This is a genomic window from Geodermatophilus sp. SYSU D00525 (assembly GCF_054050475.1).
Window position 1 is genome coordinate 1 of the sequence record NZ_JBJGZK010000021.1, and the last position, 23072, is coordinate 23072.

Sequence of the window (23072 nt, forward strand, 5' to 3'; positions counted from 1 at the left end):
CCCCGCCCCCCCCCCCCCCCGCCCCCCCCCCCCCCCCCCCCCCCCCCCCCCCCCCCCCCCCCCCCCCCCCCCCCCCCCCCCCCCCCCCCCCCCCCCCCCCCCCCCCCCCCCCCCCCCGGCCCGGGGGCGGGTGTGACGAGCAGCACACGACGGCGTAACGTCCACCGGCCGTGTCAGCGACACCGACCGACACGACCGTGACCGACCCCGCGACGGACCCCGTCCTCACCGCCGAGCGTGCCCACCTGGCCCTCGCCGAGGACTGCCTCGCCGAGATGCGCACCGCCGCCTCCACCGTCGTGGACGCCGGCGTCGACGCCTGGGCCTCCGAGCGCCTCGGCGCCGCCCGCGCCGAGCGGCTCCGCTCGCTGGCCGCCGACCCCGGCGTGCCGCCCTTCTTCGGCCGCACCGACGGCGCCGGGGAGACCTTCCACATCGGCCGGCGGCACGTCCGCGACGCCGCCGGCCGGCCGGTGGTCATCGACTGGCGGGCGCCGATGAGCCGGCCGTTCTACCGGGCCAGCGCCGCGGATCCGCAGGGCCTGGTCCGCCGCCGCCGGTTCGGCTTCGCCGGCGGTGAGCTCACCTCCTACGAGGACGAACTGCTCGGAGTCGGCGAGGAGGGCGACGGCGCCCTGCTCCGCGACGACACCTCGAGCCGGGTCCTGCTCCAGGAGATCGAGCGCCCGCGCAGCGGCCCGATGCGCGACATCGTCGCCACCATCCAGCCCGAGCAGGACGAGATCGTCCGCGCCCCGCTGGCCGAGTCGGTGTGCGTGCAGGGCGCGCCGGGCACCGGCAAGACCGCCGTCGGTCTGCACCGCGCCGCCTACCTGCTCTACACGCACGGCGGGCAGCTGGCCCGGACCGGCGTCCTCGTCGTCGGACCCAACCGGGCGTTCCTGCGCTACATCGAGCAGGTGCTGCCCACCCTCGGCGAGGTCGACGTCGACCAGACGACGGTCGCCGAGCTGACCGGCCGGGTGCCGGTCCGGGCGCAGGACGCCCCGGAGGTCGCCGTCCTCAAGGGCGACGCCCGCATGGCGCAGGTGCTCGAGCGGGCGCTGTGGGGCTCGATCGCCAAGCCCGCCGACGACGTCCTGGTCCCGCTGGCCGGCCGCCGCCACCGGGTGCCGGTGGAGCGGCTGAAGCGGTACGTCGACGACCTGCGGCGGCGCGGCCGCGTGGCCGACGACCAGCAGCGGCTGCACCACGCCGCCGGGCGGGAGCGGCTGGCGCTGCTGCTCGCCGAGGACGCCCGGCGGCAGAGCGAGGAGGCCGGCGGCAGCCCGACCGACGCCGAGACCCGCCGGGCTGCGCGCAGCCCCGAGGTCCGCGAGTTCTGCGACGCCGTCTGGCCCGCCCGCGACCCCGCCGGCCTGGTCGCGGAGCTCCTCGGCGACCCCGCCGTCCTGGCCCGCGCCGCCCGCGGCGTGCTCACCGACGACGAGCAGGCGCTGCTGCACCGCCCGGCCGCGCGCTCGGTGCGCGCCACGGCGTGGACCGACGCCGACGCCGTCCTCGTCGACGAGGTGGCCGGGCTGCTCGAGCGGACGGCGGGCTACGGGCACGTCGTCGTCGACGAGGCGCAGGACCTCTCGCCCATGCAGTGCCGCGCGGTGGCCCGCCGGCTGGCCGCCGGGTCGCTCACCGTGCTCGGCGACCTCGCGCAGGCCACCAGCCCCTGGTCGCCGGCCGACTGGGCGCCGACGCTCGCCGGCCTGGGCCGCCCGGACACCGCCGTCCGGCCGCTGACCCGCGGCTACCGGGTGCCGGGGGAGGTGCTCGACTACGCCAACCGGCTGCTGCCGGCGATCGCGCCCGGCCTGCCGGCGGCCACCGCCGTGCGCCGGGACCCCGGTGCGCTCGCCGTCCGGCCGGTCGCCGACCTCGCCGGGCCGCTGGCCGAGGTGGTCGCCGACCTCGCGGCCGGCCCCGGGTCGGTCGGCGTCGTCTGCGCCGACGCCGCGGTGCCCGGGGTGGCGCGGCTGCTGGCCGCCGCGGGCCTGCCGGCGGCGGTGCTCGCCGACGACGGCTCGGCGGCCGGGCGCCTCGCCGTCGTGCCCGCCACCCTGGCCAAGGGGCTGGAGTTCGACGCCGTCGTCGTGGCCGACCCGGCGGCGATCGCGGCCGCCGAGCCGCGCGGGCTGTCCCGGCTCTACGTCGTGCTCACCCGGGCGGTGAGCACGCTGGTCGTGCTGCACCGCGACGACCTGCCCGCCCTGCTGGAGGTCTGAGCGTCCCCCGACCGCAGCACCGCACGGCGCGGGTCGTTGTGGCCGGACGTGATCTCTGTTGCAGTGTGCGCGCACGGGAGGGAGGCCCATGGACCGGCAGGACAGCCGGGCCGGCACGCTGCTCCGGTTGGCCGCGACGATCGTGGTCGCCGGGGCACTGGTGGCGGGCCTGCTCCTCCCGTGGATCGGGGGTCCCGCGATCGCCGCCCAGCAGTCCACCGGGCTGCTCGGTGACCTGCCCACCGAGTTCACCGACGCCCCGCCGCCGGGGAACACCGTGCTCCTGGCCGCGAACGGCGAGCCGATCACGTACTTCTACGACGAGAACCGCGACCCCGTGGAGCCCTCCGAGATCGCGGACGTCATGAAGGACGCCATGGTGGCCATCGAGGACTCGCGCTTCTACGGCCACCGCGGCCTGGACGTGCAGGGGACGCTGCGCGCGCTGGTCACCAACATCGCCGCCGGGCAGGTGGCCGAGGGCGGCTCGACGCTCACCCAGCAGCTGGTCAAGCAGACGCTGCTGCAGACCGCCGACACTCCCGAGGAGCGGACCGCCGCCACCGAGCAGACGGTGGGCCGCAAGCTGCGCGAGGCGCGTCTGGCCCTGGCGCTGGAGGACCTCTACAGCAAGGACGAGATCCTCGCCCGCTACCTCAACATCGTCTACTTCGGCCAGAACGCCTACGGCGTGCAGCCGGCCGCCCGCGCCTACTTCGGCGTCGACGCCGCCGCGCTCACCCTGCCGCAGGCGGCCCTGCTGGCCGGCCTCGTGCAGAGCCCGGTGAACGACGACCCGTTCACCGACCCCGAGGCGGCCACCGCGCGGCGCAACGAGGTCCTGTCCCGGATGGCCGAGCAGGGCTTCGTCACCGCCGACGAGGCGGCCGCGGCCGCGGCCGCGCCGCTCGGGCTGGCGCCCGCGCCCGCCCCGCCCCGGGGCTGCGTCCAGGCCACCGTCGGCCCGTTCGTCTGCGACTTCGTGCAGCGGTACCTCATCCAGGAGCTCGGGCTCAGCCAGGAGCAGCTGGACAACGGCGGCTACACCGTCCAGACCACGCTGGACCCCGAGCTGCAGCGCTCCGGCGACGCCGCGGTGCTGGAGACCCTGCCGCGGGAGGACTCGCTGGCCGCGATGTTCACCGCCGTCGAGCCCGGCACCGGCCACCTGCTGGCGATGAGCGTCAACCGGACCTTCGGCTACGACCTCGCCGACCGCACCCAGGAGTCGTTCAACCTCAACGTGGCGCCCAGCCAGGGCTCGGGCTCCACGTACAAGGTCTTCGTCGCCGCCGCGGCCCTGGCCCGGGGCTACTCCTCCCACTACACGCTCACCGCCCCCGACCCCTACGTCTCCCGGGTCTACAGCGGCCCCTGCGAGGGCCGGGACACCGACGGCCGGTACTGCGTCCGCAACGCCGGGTCCGGCTACCGCCCGACGCTGGACCTGACGACGGCGCTGTACCAGTCCTCCAACACCTACTTCCTCGCGCTCGAGGACGCCCTCGGCAGCGTCGAGGAGCCGGTGCGGATGGCCGAGGCGGCGGGGCTGTTCCAGTTCAGCCCGCCCGGCCTGGCGCAGCAGATCATCGACGAGAACCGCGGGTCGTTCACCTTCGGCGCCGAGGCGACCAGCCCGCTGGCGCTGGCCAGCGCCTACTCGACGTTCGCCGCCGGCGGCACGCAGTGCGACGTCGTCCCGGTGACCGCCGTCCTCGACCAGAACGGCGAGCCGGCGGCCGGCGCCGGCGGCGACCCGCTCGCGGTCGGCGACCGGTGCACGCCCGAGGCGGTCCCGCCGGGCGTGGCGAACACGATGAACCAGATGCTGCGCAAGGACGTCGAGCCGGGGAACCCGGGACAGACCGGGGCCCGCGCCTACGTCCGCGGCCACCAGATCGCCGGCAAGACCGGCACCTCGCAGGACAACTACTCGGTGGCGTTCGTGGGCTACACGCCCGAGATCACCGCGAGCGTCATGGTCCTCAACCCCAAGCAGAACGAGGACGTCGGCGGCTTCGGTGGCGGAAAGGGCGCCACCATCTGGCACGACGCGATGGAGCCGATCCTCACCGCGCGCGGCAGCGGCGAGTTCCCGCCGGCCGACGAGACCGTGCAGAACGGCAACACCCGCCCGGTGCCCGGCTGCTCCAGCGTGCGCGCCTGCGAGCGGACACTGGCCGACGCCGGGTTCACCCCGCGGACGGTGCGCGTCGACAGCGACGAGCCGTCCGGCGCCCTCCTGGGCACCAGCCCGCCCCGCGGCGGCCGTGCCGTGCCCGGCCAGGTGGTGTCGATCCTGGTGAGCAACGGCAGCGACTACGTGGAGCCGGAGCCCGCACCGCCGGCCGACCCGGCGCCCCCGAGCGCCCCCGGGACGACCCCGCCGTCGTCGTCCCCGCCGCCGTCCTCCCCGCCCCCGCCGTCGTCCCCGCCATCGCCGTCGACCCCGCCCCCGGCGCCGGAGCCGCCGCCCGCGCCCGAGCCGCCTCCGCCGACCGAGGTGCCGCCGGCGCCGGCGGTGCCCGCACCGGAGCCGCCCGCACCGGAGCCGCCCGCGCCCGCGACCGAGCTCCCGGCGCCGGGTGGCGGACCGGGCTCACCCTGGCGACCGGACGCCTGACGCCGCCCCAGCCGCTCGTCCAGGGACTGGGTGAGCAGCCACCCGGCCAGCAGGACCAGGTGCAGCAGGAACAGCCACAGGCCGATGGCGACCACGGCGCCGACCACGACCAGGCCGCCGAAGGGCGCGCCGAGGTCCAGCGGCAGGGACAGGAACAGCACGAAGCCCTGCAGGAACCCGGACAGGCACGCGGCGGTGAACAGCGCGCCGCTGACCAGCGCGCCCCACCGGCGCCGGCCGCCGGCCACCACGCCGTAGCCCCACAGGATGGGCACGGTCAGCACGAACAGCACCGAGTAGTAGCCGACGGCGAACCGCCCGATCGCGGGCCCGGCGCCGTCCTCGCGGGCCAGGTCGGCCATGACCGTGGCGGCCAGCAGCAGCGGGTACAGCAGCAGGGGCGTCGCCACGACCAGGGGCAGCGCGAGCAGCCGGCCCCGCCAGCCGGTGAGGTTCTCCCGCCGCCGGCTGAACCGCATCAGCGCCCGCCGCAGCCCCTCGCCGTACAGCGACAGCGGCAGCAGCGCCAGCGCGAACCCCAGCAGGTCCAGCCGGACGCCGGCGTCGACCAGCCGGGCCACCGCGTCCGGCGCGCCCAGCGACGCCGGCAGCAGCTCGGCGAGCCGCCCGCTGCGCGCCCGCACCTCCTCGGCCGAGGTGGCCAGCGCGGTCAGCCGGACGGAGACCAGCACCAGCGGCACCACCGCGATGCCGGCGTAGAAGGTGAGTCCCGCGCCGATCAGCGCGAGGTCACGGCCGTGCAGCAGACGGCGGGCACCGGCCAGCAGCGTCCGCGTCTCGGCGCGCACCCGGGCCGCCGTCCACCTGCGTCCCGGGCTCACGCGCCCATGCCACCAGTCCCGGCGGCCCGGCGCCCGCCGGGGACCGGGCGGCGCTCAGTCGTCGGTGCTCGCGTCGTCGGTGGTGGGGGCGTCGTTGCCGGGGTTCTGGCCGGTCTCCTGGCAGCTGGCGTCGTTCTCGTTGCTGGCGTTCTCGCCGGAGGCGTCGCAGTTGGTCGGGCCGCGCGAGAAGTCGGTGTTGTCACCGCAGGCGACCAGGGAGCCGAACAGGGCGAGCGCGACGAGCGGCCGGGCCAGACGCATCCGCGTGGAAGAGGACATGCAGCAATCGGTACACGTCCCCGCGGCCGCGCAAACCGGCGGGGGTCGGCAACCTCCCGGAGCCACCCCATCACCGTTCGTGACCGATGTAATTACACCGCGGTGATTGTCACACGCCGGTCACGGACCTTACGCTCAGTACGTCCAACGGGGCGCTCCGTCACCAGTCCGGGTGACACCCCGCGGACGCCGTCGAGCCGGATCCCCTCCGCGGGGACCGGGCCGGGGACCCATCGCAGTCCTGGGGTGTAGCGCGTGTCCGCACGCGCCGGGCGACTCCACGCCCGAACCCGTCAGCTAACCCGGTAGGCGGCCTGGGAGAAGGAGAGACCGCCGCGTGGCGTCCCTGCGCACGTCCGTCCCCGGCATGCCCGCGACCGGCCGCTCCCGCGGCCGCCGGGCCGCCCTCGCCCTCGTCGGCGCCCTCGGCATCGGTCTCGGGCTGGGTGCCGTCCCGGCGCCGGCCGGGGCGGAGGAGCCGACGACGGCCGCCGAGGCCGCGCAGCTGGTCGCCGCCCGGGGCCACGAGCTCGAGGTCGTCACCGAGCAGTTCAACGAGGCCCGCGAGGCGCTCGCCGCCCAGCAGGCCGCCGCCGACGCCGCCGCCGCGGAGCTGGCCACCGCCCAGGCCGCCGTGGACACCGCCCGCCGGCAGGTGGTCGGCATCGCCCGGTCGGCGTACACCGGCGACAGCATGGGCTCGCTGCAGGCGCTCATGACCAGCGCGGACGCCGACGAGTTCGTCAACCGCGTCACGCTGCTGCAGGGCGTCGCCGGCTACCAGGGCGAGCTGCTCGGCCGGGCCGCGGCCGCCACCGAGACCGCCACCGCCGCGCAGGCCGCCGCCACCGAGGCCGCCGCCGAGGCCCAGCGTCAGTACGACGCCGTGGCCGCCCAGCAGGCCGACCTCGAGGCGCAGATCGCCGCCTACCAGGCCGACTACGCCCGGCTGACCGCCGACGAGCGGCGCGCCGCCCTCGAGGCCGCCGCCGCGGCGCACGCCGCCGAGGACGCCCGCGCCAGCCGCGACGAGGAGCGCGAGGACACCGCGTCGGCCTCCGGGTCGTCGTCCGCGGAGGAGCCGGCGCCGGCGGCCGCGCCGGCCAGCGGCGTCGCCGGGACCGTCGTCGCCACCGCCATGGCCCAGCGCGGCAAGCCCTACGTGTGGGCGGCCGCCGGCCCCAACGCGTTCGACTGCTCCGGCCTCACCCAGTACGCCTTCCGTGCCGCGGGGATCAGCCTCCCGCACTCCAGCAAGATGCAGTCGACGATGGGCACCCCGGTCTCCCGTGCGAACCTGCAGCCCGGTGACCTGGTCTTCTTCTACAGCCCGGTGAGCCACGTCGGCATCTACATCGGCAACGGCCAGATGGTGCACGCGCCGACGTCGGGCGACGTCGTCAAGGTCGCCGGCATCGACGTGATGGGCGGCTACGCCGGCGCCCGCCGGATCGGGTGAGGACCTCCCTGCCCCCACGTCACCGGGTGCCGGGACGGATCACGTCCGGACCCGCTGCAGCAGGCCCCAGACGAAGGCCGCCGTCGCGCCGGAGGGCAGCCGCACCTCCCAGCGGGTGACCACCCTCGGGTCCACCTCCTGCGCGCCGGGCAGGCGGCTCACGTCGGCCACCACGTGCTCCCAGACCCGCAGCCGCCCGTCGGCCGCCGGCGGGACCGGGGAGCCCGGCGCCCGCACCAGGTGCTCGTGCAGCACGCTGCCGCCGGGGGCTGCGAGCACCTCCCAGCGCAGGTGCGGCCACAGCGGCAGCGGCCAGCGCCGGACCTCGAGGTCCAGGTCGCCGAACCGGCGGTCCTCCACCTCCTCGGCGGGCCCGAGGACGGCGGCGCGCAGTGCCACGCCACGCGGCGCCCGCCGCGCGTGGTGCAGCGCCTGCCAGCGGGTGTGCGCCGCGTGCGCCTCGGCGCGGGTCGCGCCCAGGCAGGGCAGGGCCGCGGCCACCAGGTCCGGCCGCAGGTCCGCCATCCGGCGCAGCAGGACCAGGCAGAACTCCCGCCGCGCCAGACCCCGCACGGCCCGACCCTGCCACGCACCTCACACCCGGAGATCGGGACGTCGCCGCCCGCTGCCGCGTTGACCCTCCGGAACCGCCCCCGACCCGAGGACCGCGCACCGATGAACCCCCGCACCGTCGCCCTGGCCTTCCGCACCGTCGCCGTCGCCGAGGCCCTGTCCTGGGTCGGCCTGCTGGCCGGGATGTACGTCAAGTACGTGCCGGAGACCTCCGAGGCCGGCGTCCAGGTGTTCGGGCCGGTCCACGGCGCGGTGTTCGTCGCCTACGTGGTCGTGGCGCTGGTCGCCGCGCGGGTGCTCGGCTGGTCCCGGTGGACGACGCTGCTCGCGCTGGCCGCCTCGGTCCCGCCGCTGGTCACCGTGGTGTTCGAGCGCTGGGCCGGGCGCACCGGGCGGCTGGCGGCGCCCGTCCGGGCCTGACCTACGGTTCCGGTCATGCCGGAACCCGTGCTGCCCTCGACCGCCCGCACCCTGCTGGCCCGCACCGCCCGGGTGCAGCGCGAGGGGCGGGCGCCCAGCCTGGTCGCCGGCGTGGTCCGCGACGGCGGGCTGGCCTGGTCGGCCGGCCGCGGCGACGTCGACGAGCCGCACACCGACATCCAGTACCGGCTCGGTTCGATCAGCAAGACCGTCACCGCCGTCACGGTCATGCGGCTGCGGGACGAGGGCCGGCTGGCCCTCGACGACCCGCTGGACCGGCACGTGCCCGGAACGCCGTTCGGCGACCGGTCGGTCGGGCAGTTGCTCTCGCACCTGGCCGGCGCCGCCGCGGAGAGCCCGGGCGGCTGGTGGGAGCGGGTGCCCGGCGGATCCCTGGCCGACCTGCGGCTGTCCGGGGAGCACGTCGTCCTGGGCGAGGCCCGGCGCTTCCACTACTCGAACCTCGGCTTCGGCCTGCTCGGCGAGCTCGTGGCGCGGCTGCGCGGGCGGTCGTGGGAGGACGTCGTGACCGCGGAGGTGCTCGCCCCGCTGGGGATGACCCGGACGACGCCGCGCCCGTCCGGCCGCGCCGCGCAGGGGTACGCCGTCCACCCGTGGGCCGACGTCGTCCTGCCCGAGCCCGAACACGACGCCGGCGTGATGGCCGCCGCCGGGCAGCTGTGGGCGACGCTGGCCGACCTCGCCCGCTTCGCCGCCTTCCTGCTCGGCGACACCGGCGACGTGCTGTCCCCGGCGACGCTCGAGGAGATGGCCGTGCCGGCCGGCGTCGACGGCTCCTCCCCGGCCTGGTCGGCCTACGGGCTGGGCCTGCAGGTGCTGCGGGTCGACGGCCGCACGCTCACCGGCCACGGCGGTTCGATGCCCGGCTTCCTCGCCGGCGTGTTCGTCGACCGCGAGGAGGGCACCGGCGGCGTCTCCCTGGCCAACACCACCAGCGGCCTGGACGTGCTCGTCCCCGGCCTGCTCGCCGACCTGCGCGCCGCCGAGCCGCGGGTGGCGGAGCCGTGGCGCCCGGCCGAGCCGCCGGTGCCGCTGGAGCAGCTGGGCACCTGGTACTGGGGCCCGGCGCCGCACGCGCTGCGCGCGGTGGACGGCGGCCTGCTGCACCTCGGCCCGCTGCCCGGCCGCTCGGGGCGGGCCAGCCGCTTCCGCCGTGACGCCGACGGCACCTGGGTGGGCCTGGACGGCTACTACGCCGGGGAGCCACTGCGGATCGCCGACGACCACCTGGACCTGGGCACGTTCGTCTTCACCCGCACGCCCTACGACCCCGCCGCCCCCGTCCCCGGCGACGTCGACCCCCGCGGCTGGACGGCGACGGCCGGCTGAGCGTGCACCTCCGCGGACCTGCCCGGTGCACTTCCGCGGAGGTGCACCGGCTCAGGGGCGGTCGAAGGCGTCCATCGTGGTCTTGACGACGGCGCCGTAGACCAGGTGCGGGACGAGGTCGCTGACCCAGTCGGTGGCCGACCAGCTGCGCGGGTCGGTGATGCCCAGCGCCGTCATCGGGCCGTTGGCCGCCACCAGGACGCCGAGCGTGGTGAGCAGCGTCCCGACCAGCGGCTGTGACCGGAAGCCCGAGGCGCGGACCAGTCCGACGACGACGCCCACGCCGACGCCCGCGACCAGGCCGGTCATCGGCCCGAGCCCCTGGACCCGGTTCTGCCGCGTCTCGTCGTCGCCGGGGATCGGCACGTGCGCCTTCTCGGCGAGCTTCTCCACGGTCTGCTCGGGCGTCGAGCTGGTCCCGCGGCCGCGGACGGTCATGTCCAGGTAGGTGACGGCGTTGAGCGCGGTGCTGCCCGCCGCCCCGGCGGCCGCGCCGCGCACCGCCCAGCCGAGCGTGCTGATCCCGCGCCTGCCCTTGCCGAACGTCCCCACGGGGGTTCGCCTCGCCATGCCGTCGGTGGTACCCGCCGCGCTCACCAGGGGAAACGGGCGCATCCTGGGGGAGTGGACGACGCCGGCGCGGCCCTCGAGCGGGCCATCGACGCGCTGCTCGACGCCCGCGCACCGGGCGCCACGATCTGCCCGTCGGAGGCGGCCCGCGCGGTCGATCCCGAAGGCTGGCGCGACCTCATGCCGCAGGCCCGCGCGGCCGCCGGACGGCTCGCGCGGCGGGGCGGGGTCGAGGTCACCCAGCGCGGCGCGGTGGTCGACGTCGCCACCGCCCGCGGCCCGGTGCGCGTCCGCCGCGTGACGGGCTGAGCGTCAGCCGAGCGGCAGCGGGCGGGCGAGGAAGGCGGCGAGCAGCCGGGCGGTCCGGTCGACGGTGCCGGTGTGCAGCACCTCGTAGCCGTGCGTGCTCAACGTGGGCAGGCTCAGCAGCGCCGCCCGCGCCGTCTGGCCCGAGGCCTTCGCCTGCGAGGCGTCGGAGTCGAAGGACTGCCACACCGCCGTCTGCGGGTCCACGCCGAGCTCGCGACCGGCGTCGACCAGCGCGTCGGCGACGGCCCGGTCGTAGACGACGGCGTCGTCGGCGTAGGCGACGACGGGCCCGCCGTCGACGGTGACCTGGTACTCGGCCTCCGCGGGGCCGACGTCGAGGGCGACGGTGAGGTCGCCGGGCAGGGTCCGCGCGGCGTAGGAGGCGCCGATGCCGCCCATCTCCTCGCTGGTGGTGGCCACGAGGTACACGTCGCCGTGCGGGCGCCCGCGCAGCAGCCGGGCGGCGCCGACCAGGGCGGTGAGCGCGGCGCGGTCGTCGAGGAAGTAGCCGCCGACGAAGTCGCCGAAGCGGGTGAGCCCGCGCCGGTCGGCGTGCACGCACACCCGGGTGCCGGGGTGCACGCCGGCCGCGGCCAACTCCTCGGCGGAGCGCCCGGTGAAGACGTAGACGTGCGACCAGTCCATGGCCTTGCCGCCCTGGTCCGGCTTGGTCTCCCAGATGCGCATGCTGTCGGTGGTCGTGTGCTCCGAGCCGAGGGTGAGCACGCCGGTGAGCGTCTCCCGCCGGCCGAGGACGGCGACCGGGCCGAGGCCGAAGTTGCCCGGGTACATGACGCCGAGCGAGCTCACCCGCAGCGTGCCGTCGGGCTCGACCCGCTTGACCATCATCGACAGCTCGTCGAGGTGTGCCATGACGCGGACGGCCGGGGCCGACCGGTCCCGGCCGTGCAGGAGCGCGACCAGGTTGCCCGCGGCGTCCACCGACACCTCGTCGGCCGGCGGCTCGAGCTCCCGCCGGACGACGTCGCGCACCGCCTGTTCCTCGCCGCAGGGGCCGTAGGTGCGCAGCAGCACGTCGAGCAGGTCGGGCAGCGGGGTGGCCACGGGGCTCCTCGGGGCGGCGTCGGCGGTCGGACCCGTCCTACCCGGCCGGTGCCGCGTCCGCCCCCGCAGCCCGCTCCAGCAGCGGGGCGACCCGGTGGTCGACGTAGCGGCGCAGCGCCAGCGCGGTGTCGGTGCGCTCCACGCCGGGGACGGCGAGCACCTGCTCGGTGAGCCGCCACAGGTCGTCTGCGTCCACCGCCACCACGCGCACCAGCAGGTCGGCGGCCCCGGACAGGGCCGTCACCTCGAGGACCTCGGGCAGCGCGGCGAGCGCGGCCGCGACCTCCTCGAGGCTGCGCTGCACGACCTGCACGGTCACGTAGGCGCCGAGCCGGTAGCCGAGCGCCTCGGGCCGCACCCGGGCGTCGAACGGCGCCAGCAGGCCGCTGGACTCCAGCCGGGCCAGCCGCGCCTGCACCGTGTTGCGCGCCAGCCCGAGCCGCTGGGACAGGGCCATGACCGTGGCGCGGGGGTCGTCGGTCAGCGCCTGCACCAGGCGGGCGTCGGTGGCGTCCAGACGGTCCGGACCGGGCGGCATGTGCTCAGTCTGACACGTTCGGACGTCCGAGCAGTTGTCATCCTGCGCAGTCCGCCGTTCCGACCTTGCGCAATCCGGGAGAGGGGTGATGTGCTCCACAGGGGGTCGGTCGTGCCACGATGTGTGAGTGGTGCCACACCCCGGTGCCCACACAGGACGTCCAGCACCGCGACCGGCCGGCGACCCCGGCGGCGCGGCCGACGGCGAGGAGGAGCGCGTGAGCGTGCCGAGCGTGACGACGGAGGCGGTGGACCCCGTACCCGGTGCGGCGGCGCCCCACCTGCCGCAGCAACCGGACCTGGTGCAGCTGCTGACCCCCGAGGGCGAGCGGGTCGAGCACCCCGAGTACTCCCTCGAGATCAGCGACGAGGAGCTGCGCGGGCTGTACCGCGACCTCGTGCTGGTGCGCCGCTGGGACGTCGAGGCCACCGCCCTGCAGCGCCAGGGCGAGCTCGGCATCTGGGCCTCGCTGCTGGGCCAGGAGGCCGCCCAGATCGGCGCCGGCCGCGCGATGGCCGCCGACGACACGGCCTTCCCCACCTACCGCGAGCACGGCGTCGCCTGGGTGCGCGGCGTCGACCCGCTGCACGTCATCAGCCTGTTCCGCGGCGTCGACAACGGCGGCTGGGACCCGGTGGACACCGGGTTCAACCTCTACACCGTCGTCATCGGCGCGCAGACCCTGCACGCCACCGGCTACGCCATGGGCCTGCAGCGCGACGGCGCGGAGAGCGCCACGCTCGCCTTCCTCGGCGACGGCGCCACCAGCCAGGGCGAGGTCAACGAGGCGATGATCTGGGCGGCCAGCTTCTCGGCCCCGGTCGTCTTCTTCTGCCAGAACAACCAGTACGCGATCAGCGTCCCGCTCGAGCGCCAGTCGCGGGTGCCGCTGTACCAGCGCGCGGCCGGCTTCGGCTTCCCCGGCGTGCGGGTCGACGGCAACGACGTCCTCGCCGTCCTCGCCGTCACCCGGGCGGCGCTGGCCGCCGCGCGCGAGGGCCAGGGCCCGACGTTCGTCGAGGCGTTCACCTACCGGATGGGCGCGCACACCACCTCCGACGACCCCACCCGCTACCGGCTGGCCAGCGAGCTGGAGGAGTGGAAGCTGCGCGACCCGATCGCGCGGGTGAAGGCGCACCTGTCCCGCAGCGGCATCGCCGACCAGGAGTTCTTCGACGCCGTCGAGGCCGAGGCCGACGAGCTGGCCGCGCGCATCCGGAAGGGCACGCTGGAGATGCCCGACCCGCCGGGCACGGCGATGTTCGACCAGGTGTACGCGGAGCAGACGCCGCACCTGGCCGCGCAGCAGGCGGCCTTCGAGGCCTACCAGGCGAGCTTCGAGGGGGCGGGACACTGATGGGCACCGAGACGCTCACCATCGGCAAGGCCCTCAACCTCGGCCTGCGCCGCGCCATGGAGGACGACGCCAAGGTCGTGCTCATGGGCGAGGACATCGGCCGCCTCGGCGGCGTCTTCCGCATCACCGACGGCCTGCAGAAGGACTTCGGCGAGGACCGCGTCGTCGACACCCCGCTGGCCGAGGCCGGCATCCTCGGCACCGCCGTCGGCCTGGCCATGCGCGGCTACCGGCCGGTCTGCGAGATCCAGTTCGACGGGTTCGTCTTCCCCGCCTACAACCAGATCGTCACCCAGGTCGCCAAGATCCACGCCCGCTCGCGCGGCAAGCTGGCGATGCCGATCGTCGTCCGCATCCCGTTCGGCGGGGGCATCGGCGCGGTCGAGCACCACAGCGAGAGCCCCGAGGCGTACTTCGCGCACACCCCCGGGCTCAAGGTGGTCGCGGTCAGCAACCCGGTCGACGCCTACTGGGGCATCCAGCAGGCGATCGCGCACCCCGACCCGATCGTCTTCCTCGAGCCCAAGCGGCGGTACTGGGAGAAGGCCGAGGTCGACACCGACGCCACGCCCGACCCGCTGTTCGCCTCCCGGGTGGTCCGCGGCGGCGACGACGTCACCGTGCTGGCCTACGGCCCGATGGTGAAGACGGCGCTGCAGGCCGCCGACGCCGCCGCCGAGGAGGGCCGCTCGCTGGAGGTCGTCGACCTGCGCACCCTCTCGCCGCTGGACCTGGACCCGGTGGTCGAGTCGGTGCGCCGCACCGGCCGCTGCGTCGTCGTCCACGAGGCGCCGGTGACCCTCGGCCTCGGCGCGGAGATCGCCGCGCGGATCACCGAGCAGTGCTTCTTCTCGCTGGAGGCGCCGGTGCTCCGGGTCGGCGGCTACGACACCCCCTACCCGCCGTCGAAGCTGGAGGAGGAGTACCTCCCCGACCTCGACCGCGTGCTCGACGCCGTCGACCGGGTGGTGGCGTCCTGATGGGGCAGCTGCGCCAGTTCAAGCTCCCCGACGTCGGGGAGGGGCTGACCGACGGCGAGATCCTGCAGTGGCTGGTGGCGGTGGGCGACACCGTCACGGTCAACCAGCCGCTGTGCGAGGTGGAGACCGCGAAGGCCGCCGTCGAGCTGCCCTCGCCGTACGCCGGGACGGTCACCGAGCTGCTGCACGAGGCGGGCACGACCGTCGACGTCGGCACGCCGATCATCACGATCGACGTCGGCGGCGAGGACGCCCCTGCCCCCGCCCCCGCGGCTCCCGCGGCGGACGGCGGGGAGGCCGGGGCCGGGCTGATCGGCGGGGCCGCCCCGGGCGGCCGGACGGCGGTGCTCGTCGGCTACGGCCCGCGCAACACCGAGGCCCGCCGGCGCCCGCGCCGGTCGGCGCCCGCCGTGCACGCCGCCGCACCCGCGCCCGCCGGCGCCGACTACGGCTCCGGCGGTCAGGAGCGGCCGCCGCTGCTGGCCACCGCCCCCGACGCCACGGTCAAGCCGGTGCGGCACGGCGGCCTGGAGGTGGGCCGGCAGGCCGAGGCGCACGCCCGCGCCGAGGCGGCCGCCCCGTCGCGGTCGGCCGCGCCCGGCCGCGGCTCGGTGCGCCCGCTGGCCAAGCCGCCGGTGCGCAAGCTCGCCCGCGACCTCGGCGTCGACCTCACCGCGCTGACCGGCAGCGGCGCCGGCGGGGTCATCACCCGCGAGGACGTCACCGCGGCCGCCAGCGCCCCGTCGGCCCCCGCCGCGGCGCCCGCGCCCGTGGCCGCGACCGCCGGTGACCAGCGGATCCCGGTGAAGGGCGTGCGGAAGGCGACGGCGGCGGCCATGGTGGCCAGCGCGTTCACCGCGCCGCACGTCACCGAGTTCCTGACCGTCGACGTCACCCGGACGATGAAGCTGCGCGCCCGGGTGGCGGCGCGGCCGGAGTTCGCCGGGGTCAAGGTCAGCCCGCTGCTGTTCGTGGCGCGGGCGCTGCTGCTGGCCGCGCGCCGGCACCCGATGGTGAACAGCTCCTGGGACGAGGCGGCGCAGGAGATCGTCGTCCACGGGCAGGTCAACCTCGGCATCGCCGCGGCCACCCCGCGCGGGCTGGTCGTGCCCAACGTCAAGGACGCCGGGCGACTGTCGCTGGCCGAGCTCGCCGGGGCGCTCACCGAGCTCACCGAGACGGCGCGGGCCGGGCGGACGGCGCCGGCGGACATGGCCGGCGGGACGATCACCATCACCAACGTCGGGGTGTTCGGCGTCGACACCGGGACGCCGATCCTCAACCCCGGCGAGTCGGCGATCCTGGCCTTCGGCGCGGTCCGCGAGATGCCCTGGGTGCACAAGGGGAGGGTCGCCGTCCGGCAGGTGACGCAGCTGGCGCTGTCGTTCGACCACCGGATCATCGACGGCGAGCTCGGCAGCCGGTTCCTCGCCGACGTCGGTGCGCTCCTGGCCGACCCGGGGCTGGCGCTGACGTTCTGACGCGTGGCGGCCCGGCCCCGGGGTCAGCGCTCCTCGGGGTCGGGGCCGTACGCCGCACGTCCTCCGTCGACGGGGACGACCGCCCCGGTGACGAAGCCCGCGGCGTCCGACAGCAGCCAGGCCACCACGTCCGCGACCTCCTCCGCCCGGCCCACCCGGCCGAGCGGGTGCAGGGCGGCCATCTGGCGGCGCGTGCGCTCGGCGGCCTGCCCGTCCTGCGCGGCGAGCGCGGCGTCGTAACGCTCGGTCCGGATGGAGCCGAGCGCCACGGCGTTGACCCGGATGCCGTCCGGGCCGTGGTCGACGGCGGCCGCCCGGGTCAGCCCCTCGACGGCGGCCTTGGCCGTCGCGTAGGGCAGCGCGCCCCGCACCGGACGCTGCGCCTGGTGGCTGGAGACGTTGACGATCGACCCGCCGGTGCCGGCGCCGCGGAACCGGCGCACCGCGACCGCGCAGCCGACCACCGCCGGCGCCAGGTTGGCGGTCACCAGGTCCAGGACCTGGCCCGCCGGCGCGGTGCCGAGGCCGGCGTCGCGGAAGACCGCCGCGTTGTTCACCCACCCGGCCAGCCGCCCGAGCTCCTCCGCCCGGTCCGCGGCGCGCCCGGCCACCTCCTCGTCGGCGGCGCTGCCGACGACCGCGGCCACCCGTCCCGCGGCGGCGTGGCCCGCCACCCAGCCGACGGCGTCCGGGTCGAGGTCCACGACCACCACGGCGGCCCCGCCGGCGAGCAGCCGCTCGGCCACCGCGCGCCCGATTCCCCTCCCGCCGCCGGTCACCACGTACGCGTCCACTGCTGCTCCTCCGGCCCGGTCGTCGGCGATCACGGCGCCGTGACCACCGATCCGGTCCGCCGGGTGGTCACGGCGCCATGATCGCGGGCAGGCTGGCGGGGTGACAGACCTCGACCGGCTGCTCGCCGCCGCCGCCCGCGCCCGGGTGCCCGAGGGCGGGTTCGGCTACCTCGGTGCCGACGGCGCCCTCGTGCCCGGCCGCCCGCAGGAGACCTGGATCGTCGCGCGGATGACCCACGTCTTCGCGCTGGCGACCCTGCTGGGCCGGCCCGGTGCGGAGGAACTGGTCCGTCACGGCCTCGCGGCGCTGCGCGAGGGGCCGCTGCACGACGGGACGCACGGCGGCTGGCGGGCGGCGGAGGACGACGACACGAAGAGCGCGTACGTGCACGCCTTCGCCGTCCTCGCGGGCGCGACGTCCACGGCCGCCGGCGTCGACGGGGGCGCGGCGCTGCTCGACGAGGCGCTGGCGGTGTGGGACCGGCACTTCTGGGACGACGACGCGGGCCTGGCCGTCGAGGAGTGGACCGCGGACTGGTCGCGGCTGTCGGACTACCGCGGTGCCAACGCCAACATGCACGGCGTCGAGGCCACGCTGGCCGCGGCCGACGCGCTCGGCGGGGAGCACGCCGCCCGGCTGCGCGGGCACGCGCTGCGCAGCACGGAGCGGATCGTGCACGGCTGGGCCCGCGAGCGGGACTGGCGGCTCCCGGAGCACTACGACGCCGCCTGGACGCCGCTGCCCGAGCACAACCGGGACCGGCCGGCCGACCCGTTCCGGCCCTACGGCGTGACCGTCGGGCACCAGTTCGAGTGGTCGCGGCTGTGCCTGCACCTGCGCGCGGCGCTGGGCGACAGCGCGCCCGCCTGGCTGCTCGACGACGCGGTCGGGCTGTTCGACGCCGCCGCCGGCCGGGGCTGGGCCGCCGACGGGCAGCCGGGCTTCCCGTACACGCTGGGCTGGGACGACCGGCCGGTGGTGACCGCGCGGATGCACTGGGTGCTGTGCGAGGCGGTGGCGGCGGCCACCGTGCTCGGCGCGGTCACCGGCGAGGACCGCTACGCCGACCTGGCCGCGGCCTGGCGGGCGCACGGCGAGGAGCGCTTCGCCGACCCGGCCACCGGCAACTGGCACCACGAGCTCACGCCGTCGGGCGAGGTGGCCACCGGCACCTGGGCGGGGCAGCCGGACGCCTACCACCTGGCGCAGGTGCTGCTGCTCGAGGGCGCCCCGGTGCGGGGGAGCGTGGCCGCGGCGCTGCGCTGACCAGGCCGGTCGGTGTGTCCGCTCCAGCGAGGTGGGGTAGGGGATCCGCGACCGCAACGAGTCCCGAGCAAGGAGGAACGTTCCCGTGGCCAGCGTGCAGGAATCCGTCGACGTCGACGTCCCCATCCGTGTCGCCTACGACCAGTGGACGCAGTTCGAGTCCTTCCCGCAGTTCATGGGCGGGGTCGAGCGCATCACCCAGGTGAACGACACGCTCACCCACTGGGTCACCAACATCGACGGCGTCAAGCGCGAGTTCGACGCCGAGATCACCGAGCAGCACCCCGAGGAGCGGGTGGCCTGGGCGAGCACCGGCGGCGAGGCCAAGCACGCCGGCGTCGTGACCTTCCACCGCCTCGACGACAGCAAGACCCGCGTGATGATCCAGATCGACTGGGAGCCGCAGGGCATCGTGGAGAAGGCCGGCGCCGCGCTCGGCTTCGACGACCGCCAGGTCAAGGCCGACGCCCAGCGGTTCAAGGAGTTCATCGAGAGCCGCGGCACCGAGACCGGCGCCTGGCGCGGCGACGTCCCGCGCCCGGACCAGCAGTAGCCGCACGGACGACGGCGCCCGCCCCCTCGGCCGAGGGGGCGGGCGCCGTCGTCCGTCCGGGGGCGGCAGGAACGGCCGTTCCCGCCGGTCGGGTCACTCGGCGTCGAGGTCCTGGGCCACCAGGCCGGCGATGTGCTCGACCACCGCGGCGTCGTCGCTGGTCACGGTGACCTCGGCGCCCTTCTGGGCGCCGAGCGTCATGATCATCAGCGGCGAGCCGGCGTCGACGGGGTTGCCTCCAGGAGTGGCCAGGGTGACCGGGACGCCGGCCTTGCCCACGGCCTCCGCGATGAGCGCGGCGGGGCGGGCGTGCAGGCCGACCCGGGAGCCGACGGTGACGGTCTGACTGGGCATGGGGTGGGTGTCCTCGCTGCTCGGGGTGGGTGGGTGGGGTCGAGCCTGCCGTGTCAGGCGCGTGCGGGCGCGCTGACGGTCGTCGCGGTGTGCGCGTGGGCCAGGTCGACGGCGTCCTCGGGGACGTCCTCGACCTTCGGCCGGCCGATGCTCTTGGCGATGGTGACCGCCAGGGCGCCGACCACAGTGCCGGCGACCAGCGCGAGCACGAACACCAGCACGTTGTTCATCGCGAAGAACACGAAGATGCCGCCGTGGGGCGCCCGCAGCTCCACGCCGCTGGAGGCGACGATCGCGCCGGTGGTGGCCCCGCCGAGCATCATCGACGGGATGACCCGCAGCGGGTCGGCCGCGGCGAACGGGATGGCGCCCTCGGAGATGAACGAGGCGCCCAGCAGCCAGGCGGCCTTGCCGTTGTCGCGCTCGGCCGGGGTGTACAGGCGGGGCCGGACGGCGGTGGACAGCGCCATCGCCAGCGGCGGGACCATGCCCGCGGCCATGACCGTGGCCATGATCACCAGCGAGCCGCTGGTCTGCGAGGCCAGGCCGGCCGTGGCGAACAGGTAGGCCGCCTTGTTGACCGGGCCGCCGAGGTCGAAGCACATCATCAGGCCGAGGATGATCCCGAGCAGGACCGCCGAGGTGCCGCTCAGGCCGTTGAGCCAGTTGCCGAGGCCCTCGAGCGCGGCGGCCAGCGGGCGGCCGAGCAGCGCGACCATGATGCCGCTGGAGATCAGCGTGGCCAGCAGCGGGATGATCACGACCGGCTGGAGGCCACGGACACCGGAGGGCAGCCGCCAGGAGGCGATCCACCGGGCTACCAGGCCGGCGAGGATGCCGCCGACGAGGCCGCCCAGGAAGCCGGCGCTCATGGTCACCGAGACCGCCCCGATGATGAAGCCCGGGGCGATGCCGGGTCGGTCGGCGATCGCGTAGGCGATGTAGCCGGCCAGCGCCGGCACCAGGAAGCCGAAGGCCGCCCCTCCCAGCACGAAGCAGATCGCGCCGAGGTAGCCGAGGAAGCCGTCGTTGAGGCCCTCGACGCCCGAGGCGCTCGGGAGGTCGAGGAAGCTGTTGTTGAGCACCCAGTTCAGAGCGTAGCTCTGCCCTGCCGCGGAATCGGGGTCGGTGAGCTGGATCTGGTATCCGCCGAAGGCGTAGCCCAGCGCGATGAGCAGGCCGCCGGCCGCGACGAACGGGATCATGTAGCTGACGCCGGTGAGCAGCCAGCGGCGGATCTCCGCGCCGGTGCTCGGCCGGCCGGCCGGGGCGGCCGCGGCGGCCTCACCGCCGGTGCCACCGGGCACGCGGCGGGCGTTCGGGTCGTCGGCGGCGGCCAGCGCCTCGCGGATCATGCCGTCGGGGTCGTTGATGGCGCGCTTGGTGCCGGCCTGGACGACCGGCTTGCCGGCGAACCGGTCGCGGTCCCGGACGCCGACGTCGACGGCGAAGACCACCGCCTCGGCGTCGCGGATCACCGCCGGGTCCAGCGGGGTGGCGCCCGAGGAGCCCTGGGTCTCGACCACCAGGTCGACGCCGGCGGCCTGCGCCGCGGCGGTGAGCTTGTCGGCGGCCATGTAGGTGTGCGCGATGCCGGTCGGGCAGGCGCTGACGGCGACCAGCCTCCGCCGCACGGCCGGGGCGGCGGCAGGAGCGTCGGCGGGGGCGGCCGACGGCGCCGCGGCGGCCGGGGCGGTGGCGGGGGCCGGGACCGAGGGGGCGGCGGTCGCGCCGGCCGCGGGCTGCGGGGAGACGACCTCCTCGACCAGCCGGACGACGTCCTCCGCCGAGCCCGCGGCCCGCAGGGAGGCCACGAAGTCCGGCCGGACCAGCGCGCGGGCGAGCGCGGAGAGCAGGGTGAGGTGGTCGGCGTCCCCGGCGGCGGGCGCGGCGATGAGGAAGACCAGGTCGGCCGGGCCGTCCGCGGCGCCGAAGTCGACCCCCGGGGCGAGCCGGGCGAAGGCCAGCGAGGCCTGGGTGACCGCGGCCGACCGGCAGTGCGGGATGGCGATGCCGCCGGGCAGGCCCGTGGCGGCCTGCGCCTCGCGGGCGAGCGCGTCGCCGGCGAGCGCCTCGGCGCCGGTGGCCCGGCCGGCGTCGGCCACCAGGCCGGCCAGCCGGCGGACGACCGCGGCCTTGTCGGAGCCGAGGTCGGCGTCGAGGACGACCAGCTCGGGCGTGATGAGTGCGGACATGACGGACCTTCCGGGGCGTCAGGGGACGTCGCGGCCGGCGGCCGGGACGGGCTCGGGGTGGGGAGGGGTGCCGGGCAGGCCAGGGGACACCTCGACGGCGTCCGGGTGGACCTGCTGCGGCGTGGGGACGGCGGAACCCGGCAGCGCGGCGGCGGCCGAGCCGGTGGCGACCGCGCGGCGCAGCCGCTCGGCGGGCGGGGCGCCGGCCAGGTCGGCCAGCAGGTGGCCGGCCAGGCTCGAGTCGCCGGCCCCGACGGTGCTGCGGACGGCGATCCGCGGCGCGCGCGCCGACCACACGCCGTCGGCGGTGGACAGCACCGCGCCGGCACCGCCCAGGGTCAGCAGCACCTCGCCGACGCCGCCGGCGTGCAGCGCCCGCACCGCCGCGAGGAGGACGGCGGGGTCGGCGAGCAGCGCGGCCTCGGTCGTGCCGGCGACCTGGGCCAGCTCCTCGGCGTTGGGCTTGAGGAGATCCGGCGCGGACGCCGGACCGGCGGCGAGCAGCGCCCGCAGCGGCGCCTCGGAGGTGTCGACGGCGACCCGGGCGCCGGTGCCCCGGACGGCGCGGACCAGCTCGGCGTACCAGTCCTCCGGCGTGCCGGGCGGCAGCGAGCCGGACAGCACCACCCAGCGCGCGCCCGCGGCGGCCGCGGCCACGGCGGCGGCGAGCGCGGCGCGCAGGCCGGCGTCGAGCGGGGTGCCCGGCTCGTTCAACTTGGTGGTGGTGCCGTCGGGCTCGGTGAGCGAGTAGTTGGTGCGCACCGGGGCTCCGGTGGGCACGGTGACCAGCGGCAGGTCCAGCGCGTGCAGCGCGGCGACCAGCGGGTCGGTGGGGTCGGCGGGCACGACGGCGAGGACGTCGGCGCCGGCGGCGGCCAGCGCGCGGGCGACGTTGACCCCCTTGCCGCCGGGCTCGGTGGAGCTCGCCCCCAGGCGGGCGACCTCGCCGCGGGCCAGCGCGCCGGGGAGGGCCAGCGTCCGGTCCAGGCTCGGGTTGGCCGTCAGCGTGACGACGCGTCCCCCGCTCACGCGACCACGACCTCGACGCCCGCGGCGTCCAGCTCGTCGAGGACCGCGGGGTCGGCGCCGTCGTCGGTGACCACGACGTCGACGTCGTCGAGGGAGGCGAAGCGGACCAGGTGCTCGCGGCCGAGCTTGCTGCTGTCGGCCAGCACGACCACCCGCTGCCCGGAGCGCACCATCGCCCGCTTCACCGAGGCCTCGGCCTCGTCCGGGGTGGTCAGGCCGTGGCCGGGGGTGATGCCGTTGGTGCCGAGGAACGCGACGTCGACCCGCAGCTCGGCCAGCGCCCGCACCGGCGTCTCGCCGACCGCGCACTGGGTGAGCCCGCGGACCCGGCCGCCGAGCAGGTGCAGCGTCACACCCGGCGCGTTGGCCAGCCGGGCGGCGATCGGCACCGCGTTGGTGGCCACGAACAGCGACCGGTCGACCGGCAGGACCTCGGCCAGCGCGGCGGTGGTGCTGCCGCCGTCGAGCAGCAGGCTGCCGCCGCGGCCGGGCAGCAGGTCCAGCGCCGCCGAGGCGATCTTGCGCTTGGCCTCGGCACGGGTGGCGTTGCGCTCGGCCAGCGCCGTCTCCATGAGCGTGAGCGACCCGGCGGGCACGGCGCCGCCGTGCACGCGCCGCAGGACGCCGGCCCGCTCCAGGACGGCGAGGTCCCGGCGCACCGTCTCGGTGGTGACCCCGAACTGCTCGGCCACCGCGGTGACCGCGATCCGCCCCTGCTCGGCGACCAGCGTGGCGATGGCCTGCTGACGCTCCTCGGCGTACACCCGTCGACCCCCTCGGTGGTCACCGGCATCCTG

21 protein-coding genes, 1 pseudogene and 1 riboswitch are annotated in these 23072 nt (G+C 76.6%); of the genes and pseudogenes, 11 read left to right on the forward strand and 11 right to left on the reverse strand.

Going from position 1 to position 23072, the window contains the following annotated elements:
• Positions 1–197 precede the first annotated feature (197 nt).
• Both ACI796_RS16590 and ACI796_RS16595 read left to right on the forward strand, forming a co-directional pair.
• Positions 198–2237 (forward strand): HelD family protein, encoded by a 2040-nt coding sequence (locus ACI796_RS16590; RefSeq protein ID WP_456942326.1) that lies wholly within the window; start codon positions 198–200, stop codon positions 2235–2237.
• 88 nt (positions 2238–2325) lie between these two features.
• Positions 2326–4860: a transglycosylase domain-containing protein gene (locus tag ACI796_RS16595; RefSeq protein WP_456942327.1), complete on the forward strand. Its 2535-nt coding sequence runs from the start codon at positions 2326–2328 to the stop codon at positions 4858–4860.
• Between the two features lie 23 nt (positions 4861–4883).
• On the opposite strand, the pseudogene ACI796_RS16600 reads toward ACI796_RS16595, so the two are convergent.
• Both ACI796_RS16600 and ACI796_RS16605 read right to left on the reverse strand, forming a co-directional pair.
• Positions 4884–5702 (reverse strand): annotated as a pseudogene (locus ACI796_RS16600) (YhjD/YihY/BrkB family envelope integrity protein); the annotation flags it as partial.
• A 54-nt stretch (positions 5703–5756) separates the two neighbouring features.
• Positions 5757–5981: a hypothetical protein gene (locus ACI796_RS16605; protein WP_456942328.1), complete on the reverse strand. Its 225-nt coding sequence runs from the start codon at positions 5979–5981 to the stop codon at positions 5757–5759.
• 193 nt (positions 5982–6174) lie between these two features.
• A riboswitch (cyclic di-AMP (ydaO/yuaA leader) is annotated at positions 6175–6307 on the forward strand.
• Positions 6308–6318: 11 nt separating this feature from the next.
• Between ACI796_RS16605 and ACI796_RS16610 the strand changes: the two genes are divergently transcribed.
• Positions 6319–7440, forward strand: a complete 1122-nt coding sequence (locus tag ACI796_RS16610) for a C40 family peptidase (RefSeq protein WP_456942329.1) — start codon at positions 6319–6321, stop codon at positions 7438–7440.
• A gap of 39 nt (positions 7441–7479) precedes the next feature.
• Here the strand turns inward: ACI796_RS16610 and ACI796_RS16615 are convergent, their stop codons facing one another.
• Entirely contained in the window at positions 7480–8013 is a 534-nt protein-coding gene (locus ACI796_RS16615; RefSeq protein ID WP_456942330.1) for a hypothetical protein, read from the reverse strand.
• 102 nt (positions 8014–8115) lie between these two features.
• Between ACI796_RS16615 and ACI796_RS16620 the strand changes: the two genes are divergently transcribed.
• The gene (locus ACI796_RS16620; protein WP_456942331.1) at positions 8116–8433 is read left to right on the forward strand and encodes a DUF3817 domain-containing protein; all 318 of its coding nucleotides are present in this window, start codon (positions 8116–8118) and stop codon (positions 8431–8433) included.
• A 15-nt stretch (positions 8434–8448) separates the two neighbouring features.
• Positions 8449–9783, forward strand: coding sequence for a serine hydrolase domain-containing protein (locus ACI796_RS16625; protein WP_456942332.1), 1335 nt, complete (start codon positions 8449–8451; stop codon positions 9781–9783).
• Between the two features lie 51 nt (positions 9784–9834).
• Here the strand turns inward: ACI796_RS16625 and ACI796_RS16630 are convergent, their stop codons facing one another.
• The gene (locus ACI796_RS16630; RefSeq protein ID WP_456942333.1) at positions 9835–10353 is read right to left on the reverse strand and encodes a hypothetical protein; all 519 of its coding nucleotides are present in this window, start codon (positions 10351–10353) and stop codon (positions 9835–9837) included.
• A 54-nt stretch (positions 10354–10407) separates the two neighbouring features.
• Here ACI796_RS16630 and ACI796_RS16635 point away from each other — a divergent pair, with 54 nt between their 5' ends.
• Positions 10408–10662, forward strand: coding sequence for a DUF3253 domain-containing protein (locus ACI796_RS16635; RefSeq protein WP_456942334.1), 255 nt, complete (start codon positions 10408–10410; stop codon positions 10660–10662).
• 3 nt (positions 10663–10665) lie between these two features.
• Here ACI796_RS16635 and ACI796_RS16640 read toward each other — a convergent pair whose 3' ends face one another.
• Both ACI796_RS16640 and ACI796_RS16645 read right to left on the reverse strand, forming a co-directional pair.
• Positions 10666–11727, reverse strand: coding sequence for a M42 family metallopeptidase (locus ACI796_RS16640; protein WP_456942335.1), 1062 nt, complete (start codon positions 11725–11727; stop codon positions 10666–10668).
• Positions 11728–11764: 37 nt separating this feature from the next.
• Complete coding sequence (locus tag ACI796_RS16645) at positions 11765–12265, reverse strand: Lrp/AsnC family transcriptional regulator (RefSeq protein ID WP_456942336.1); 501 nt, start codon at positions 12263–12265, stop codon at positions 11765–11767.
• 217 nt (positions 12266–12482) lie between these two features.
• Here ACI796_RS16645 and pdhA point away from each other — a divergent pair, with 217 nt between their 5' ends.
• Genes pdhA through ACI796_RS16660 form a run of 3 tightly spaced genes read left to right on the forward strand, consistent with a single transcriptional unit; the run spans position 12483 to position 16083 of the window.
• Complete coding sequence (gene pdhA, locus ACI796_RS16650) at positions 12483–13622, forward strand: pyruvate dehydrogenase (acetyl-transferring) E1 component subunit alpha (protein ID WP_456942337.1); 1140 nt, start codon at positions 12483–12485, stop codon at positions 13620–13622.
• Positions 13622–14602: an alpha-ketoacid dehydrogenase subunit beta gene (locus tag ACI796_RS16655; protein ID WP_456942338.1), complete on the forward strand. Its 981-nt coding sequence runs from the start codon at positions 13622–13624 to the stop codon at positions 14600–14602. The genes pdhA and ACI796_RS16655 overlap by 1 nt, the downstream gene beginning before the upstream one ends.
• Entirely contained in the window at positions 14602–16083 is a 1482-nt protein-coding gene (locus ACI796_RS16660; protein ID WP_456942339.1) for a dihydrolipoamide acetyltransferase family protein, read from the forward strand. Before ACI796_RS16655 ends, ACI796_RS16660 begins: the two co-directional genes overlap by 1 nt.
• Before the next feature lie 23 nt (positions 16084–16106).
• Here the strand turns inward: ACI796_RS16660 and ACI796_RS16665 are convergent, their stop codons facing one another.
• Positions 16107–16877: an SDR family NAD(P)-dependent oxidoreductase gene (locus tag ACI796_RS16665; RefSeq protein WP_456942340.1), complete on the reverse strand. Its 771-nt coding sequence runs from the start codon at positions 16875–16877 to the stop codon at positions 16107–16109.
• Between the two features lie 100 nt (positions 16878–16977).
• On the opposite strand from ACI796_RS16665, the gene ACI796_RS16670 reads away from it, so the two are divergent.
• Together ACI796_RS16670 and ACI796_RS16675 are read left to right on the forward strand one after the other, a co-directional pair.
• A complete protein-coding gene (locus tag ACI796_RS16670) occupies positions 16978–18144 on the forward strand; it encodes an AGE family epimerase/isomerase (RefSeq protein WP_456942341.1) in 1167 nt (388 codons plus the stop codon).
• Positions 18145–18229: 85 nt separating this feature from the next.
• Positions 18230–18697 carry an SRPBCC family protein gene (locus ACI796_RS16675; RefSeq protein WP_456935240.1) on the forward strand — a complete coding sequence of 156 codons (468 nt, stop codon included), beginning with the start codon at positions 18230–18232 and terminating at the stop codon, positions 18695–18697.
• 93 nt (positions 18698–18790) lie between these two features.
• Here ACI796_RS16675 and ACI796_RS16680 read toward each other — a convergent pair whose 3' ends face one another.
• Genes ACI796_RS16680 through ACI796_RS16695 form a run of 4 tightly spaced genes read right to left on the reverse strand, consistent with a single transcriptional unit; the run spans position 18791 to position 23039 of the window.
• Entirely contained in the window at positions 18791–19051 is a 261-nt protein-coding gene (locus ACI796_RS16680) for an HPr family phosphocarrier protein (protein ID WP_456942342.1), read from the reverse strand.
• A 53-nt stretch (positions 19052–19104) separates the two neighbouring features.
• Positions 19105–21246, reverse strand: coding sequence for a PTS fructose transporter subunit IIABC (locus ACI796_RS16685; RefSeq protein WP_456942343.1), 2142 nt, complete (start codon positions 21244–21246; stop codon positions 19105–19107).
• Between the two features lie 18 nt (positions 21247–21264).
• On the reverse strand, positions 21265–22275 hold the full coding sequence (locus ACI796_RS16690; RefSeq protein WP_456942344.1) for a 1-phosphofructokinase family hexose kinase: 1011 nt from the start codon (positions 22273–22275) through the stop codon (positions 21265–21267).
• Positions 22272–23039, reverse strand: a complete 768-nt coding sequence (locus ACI796_RS16695; protein WP_456942345.1) for a DeoR/GlpR family DNA-binding transcription regulator — start codon at positions 23037–23039, stop codon at positions 22272–22274. The genes ACI796_RS16690 and ACI796_RS16695 overlap by 4 nt, the downstream gene beginning before the upstream one ends.
• Between the last annotated feature and the right edge of the window lie 33 nt (positions 23040–23072).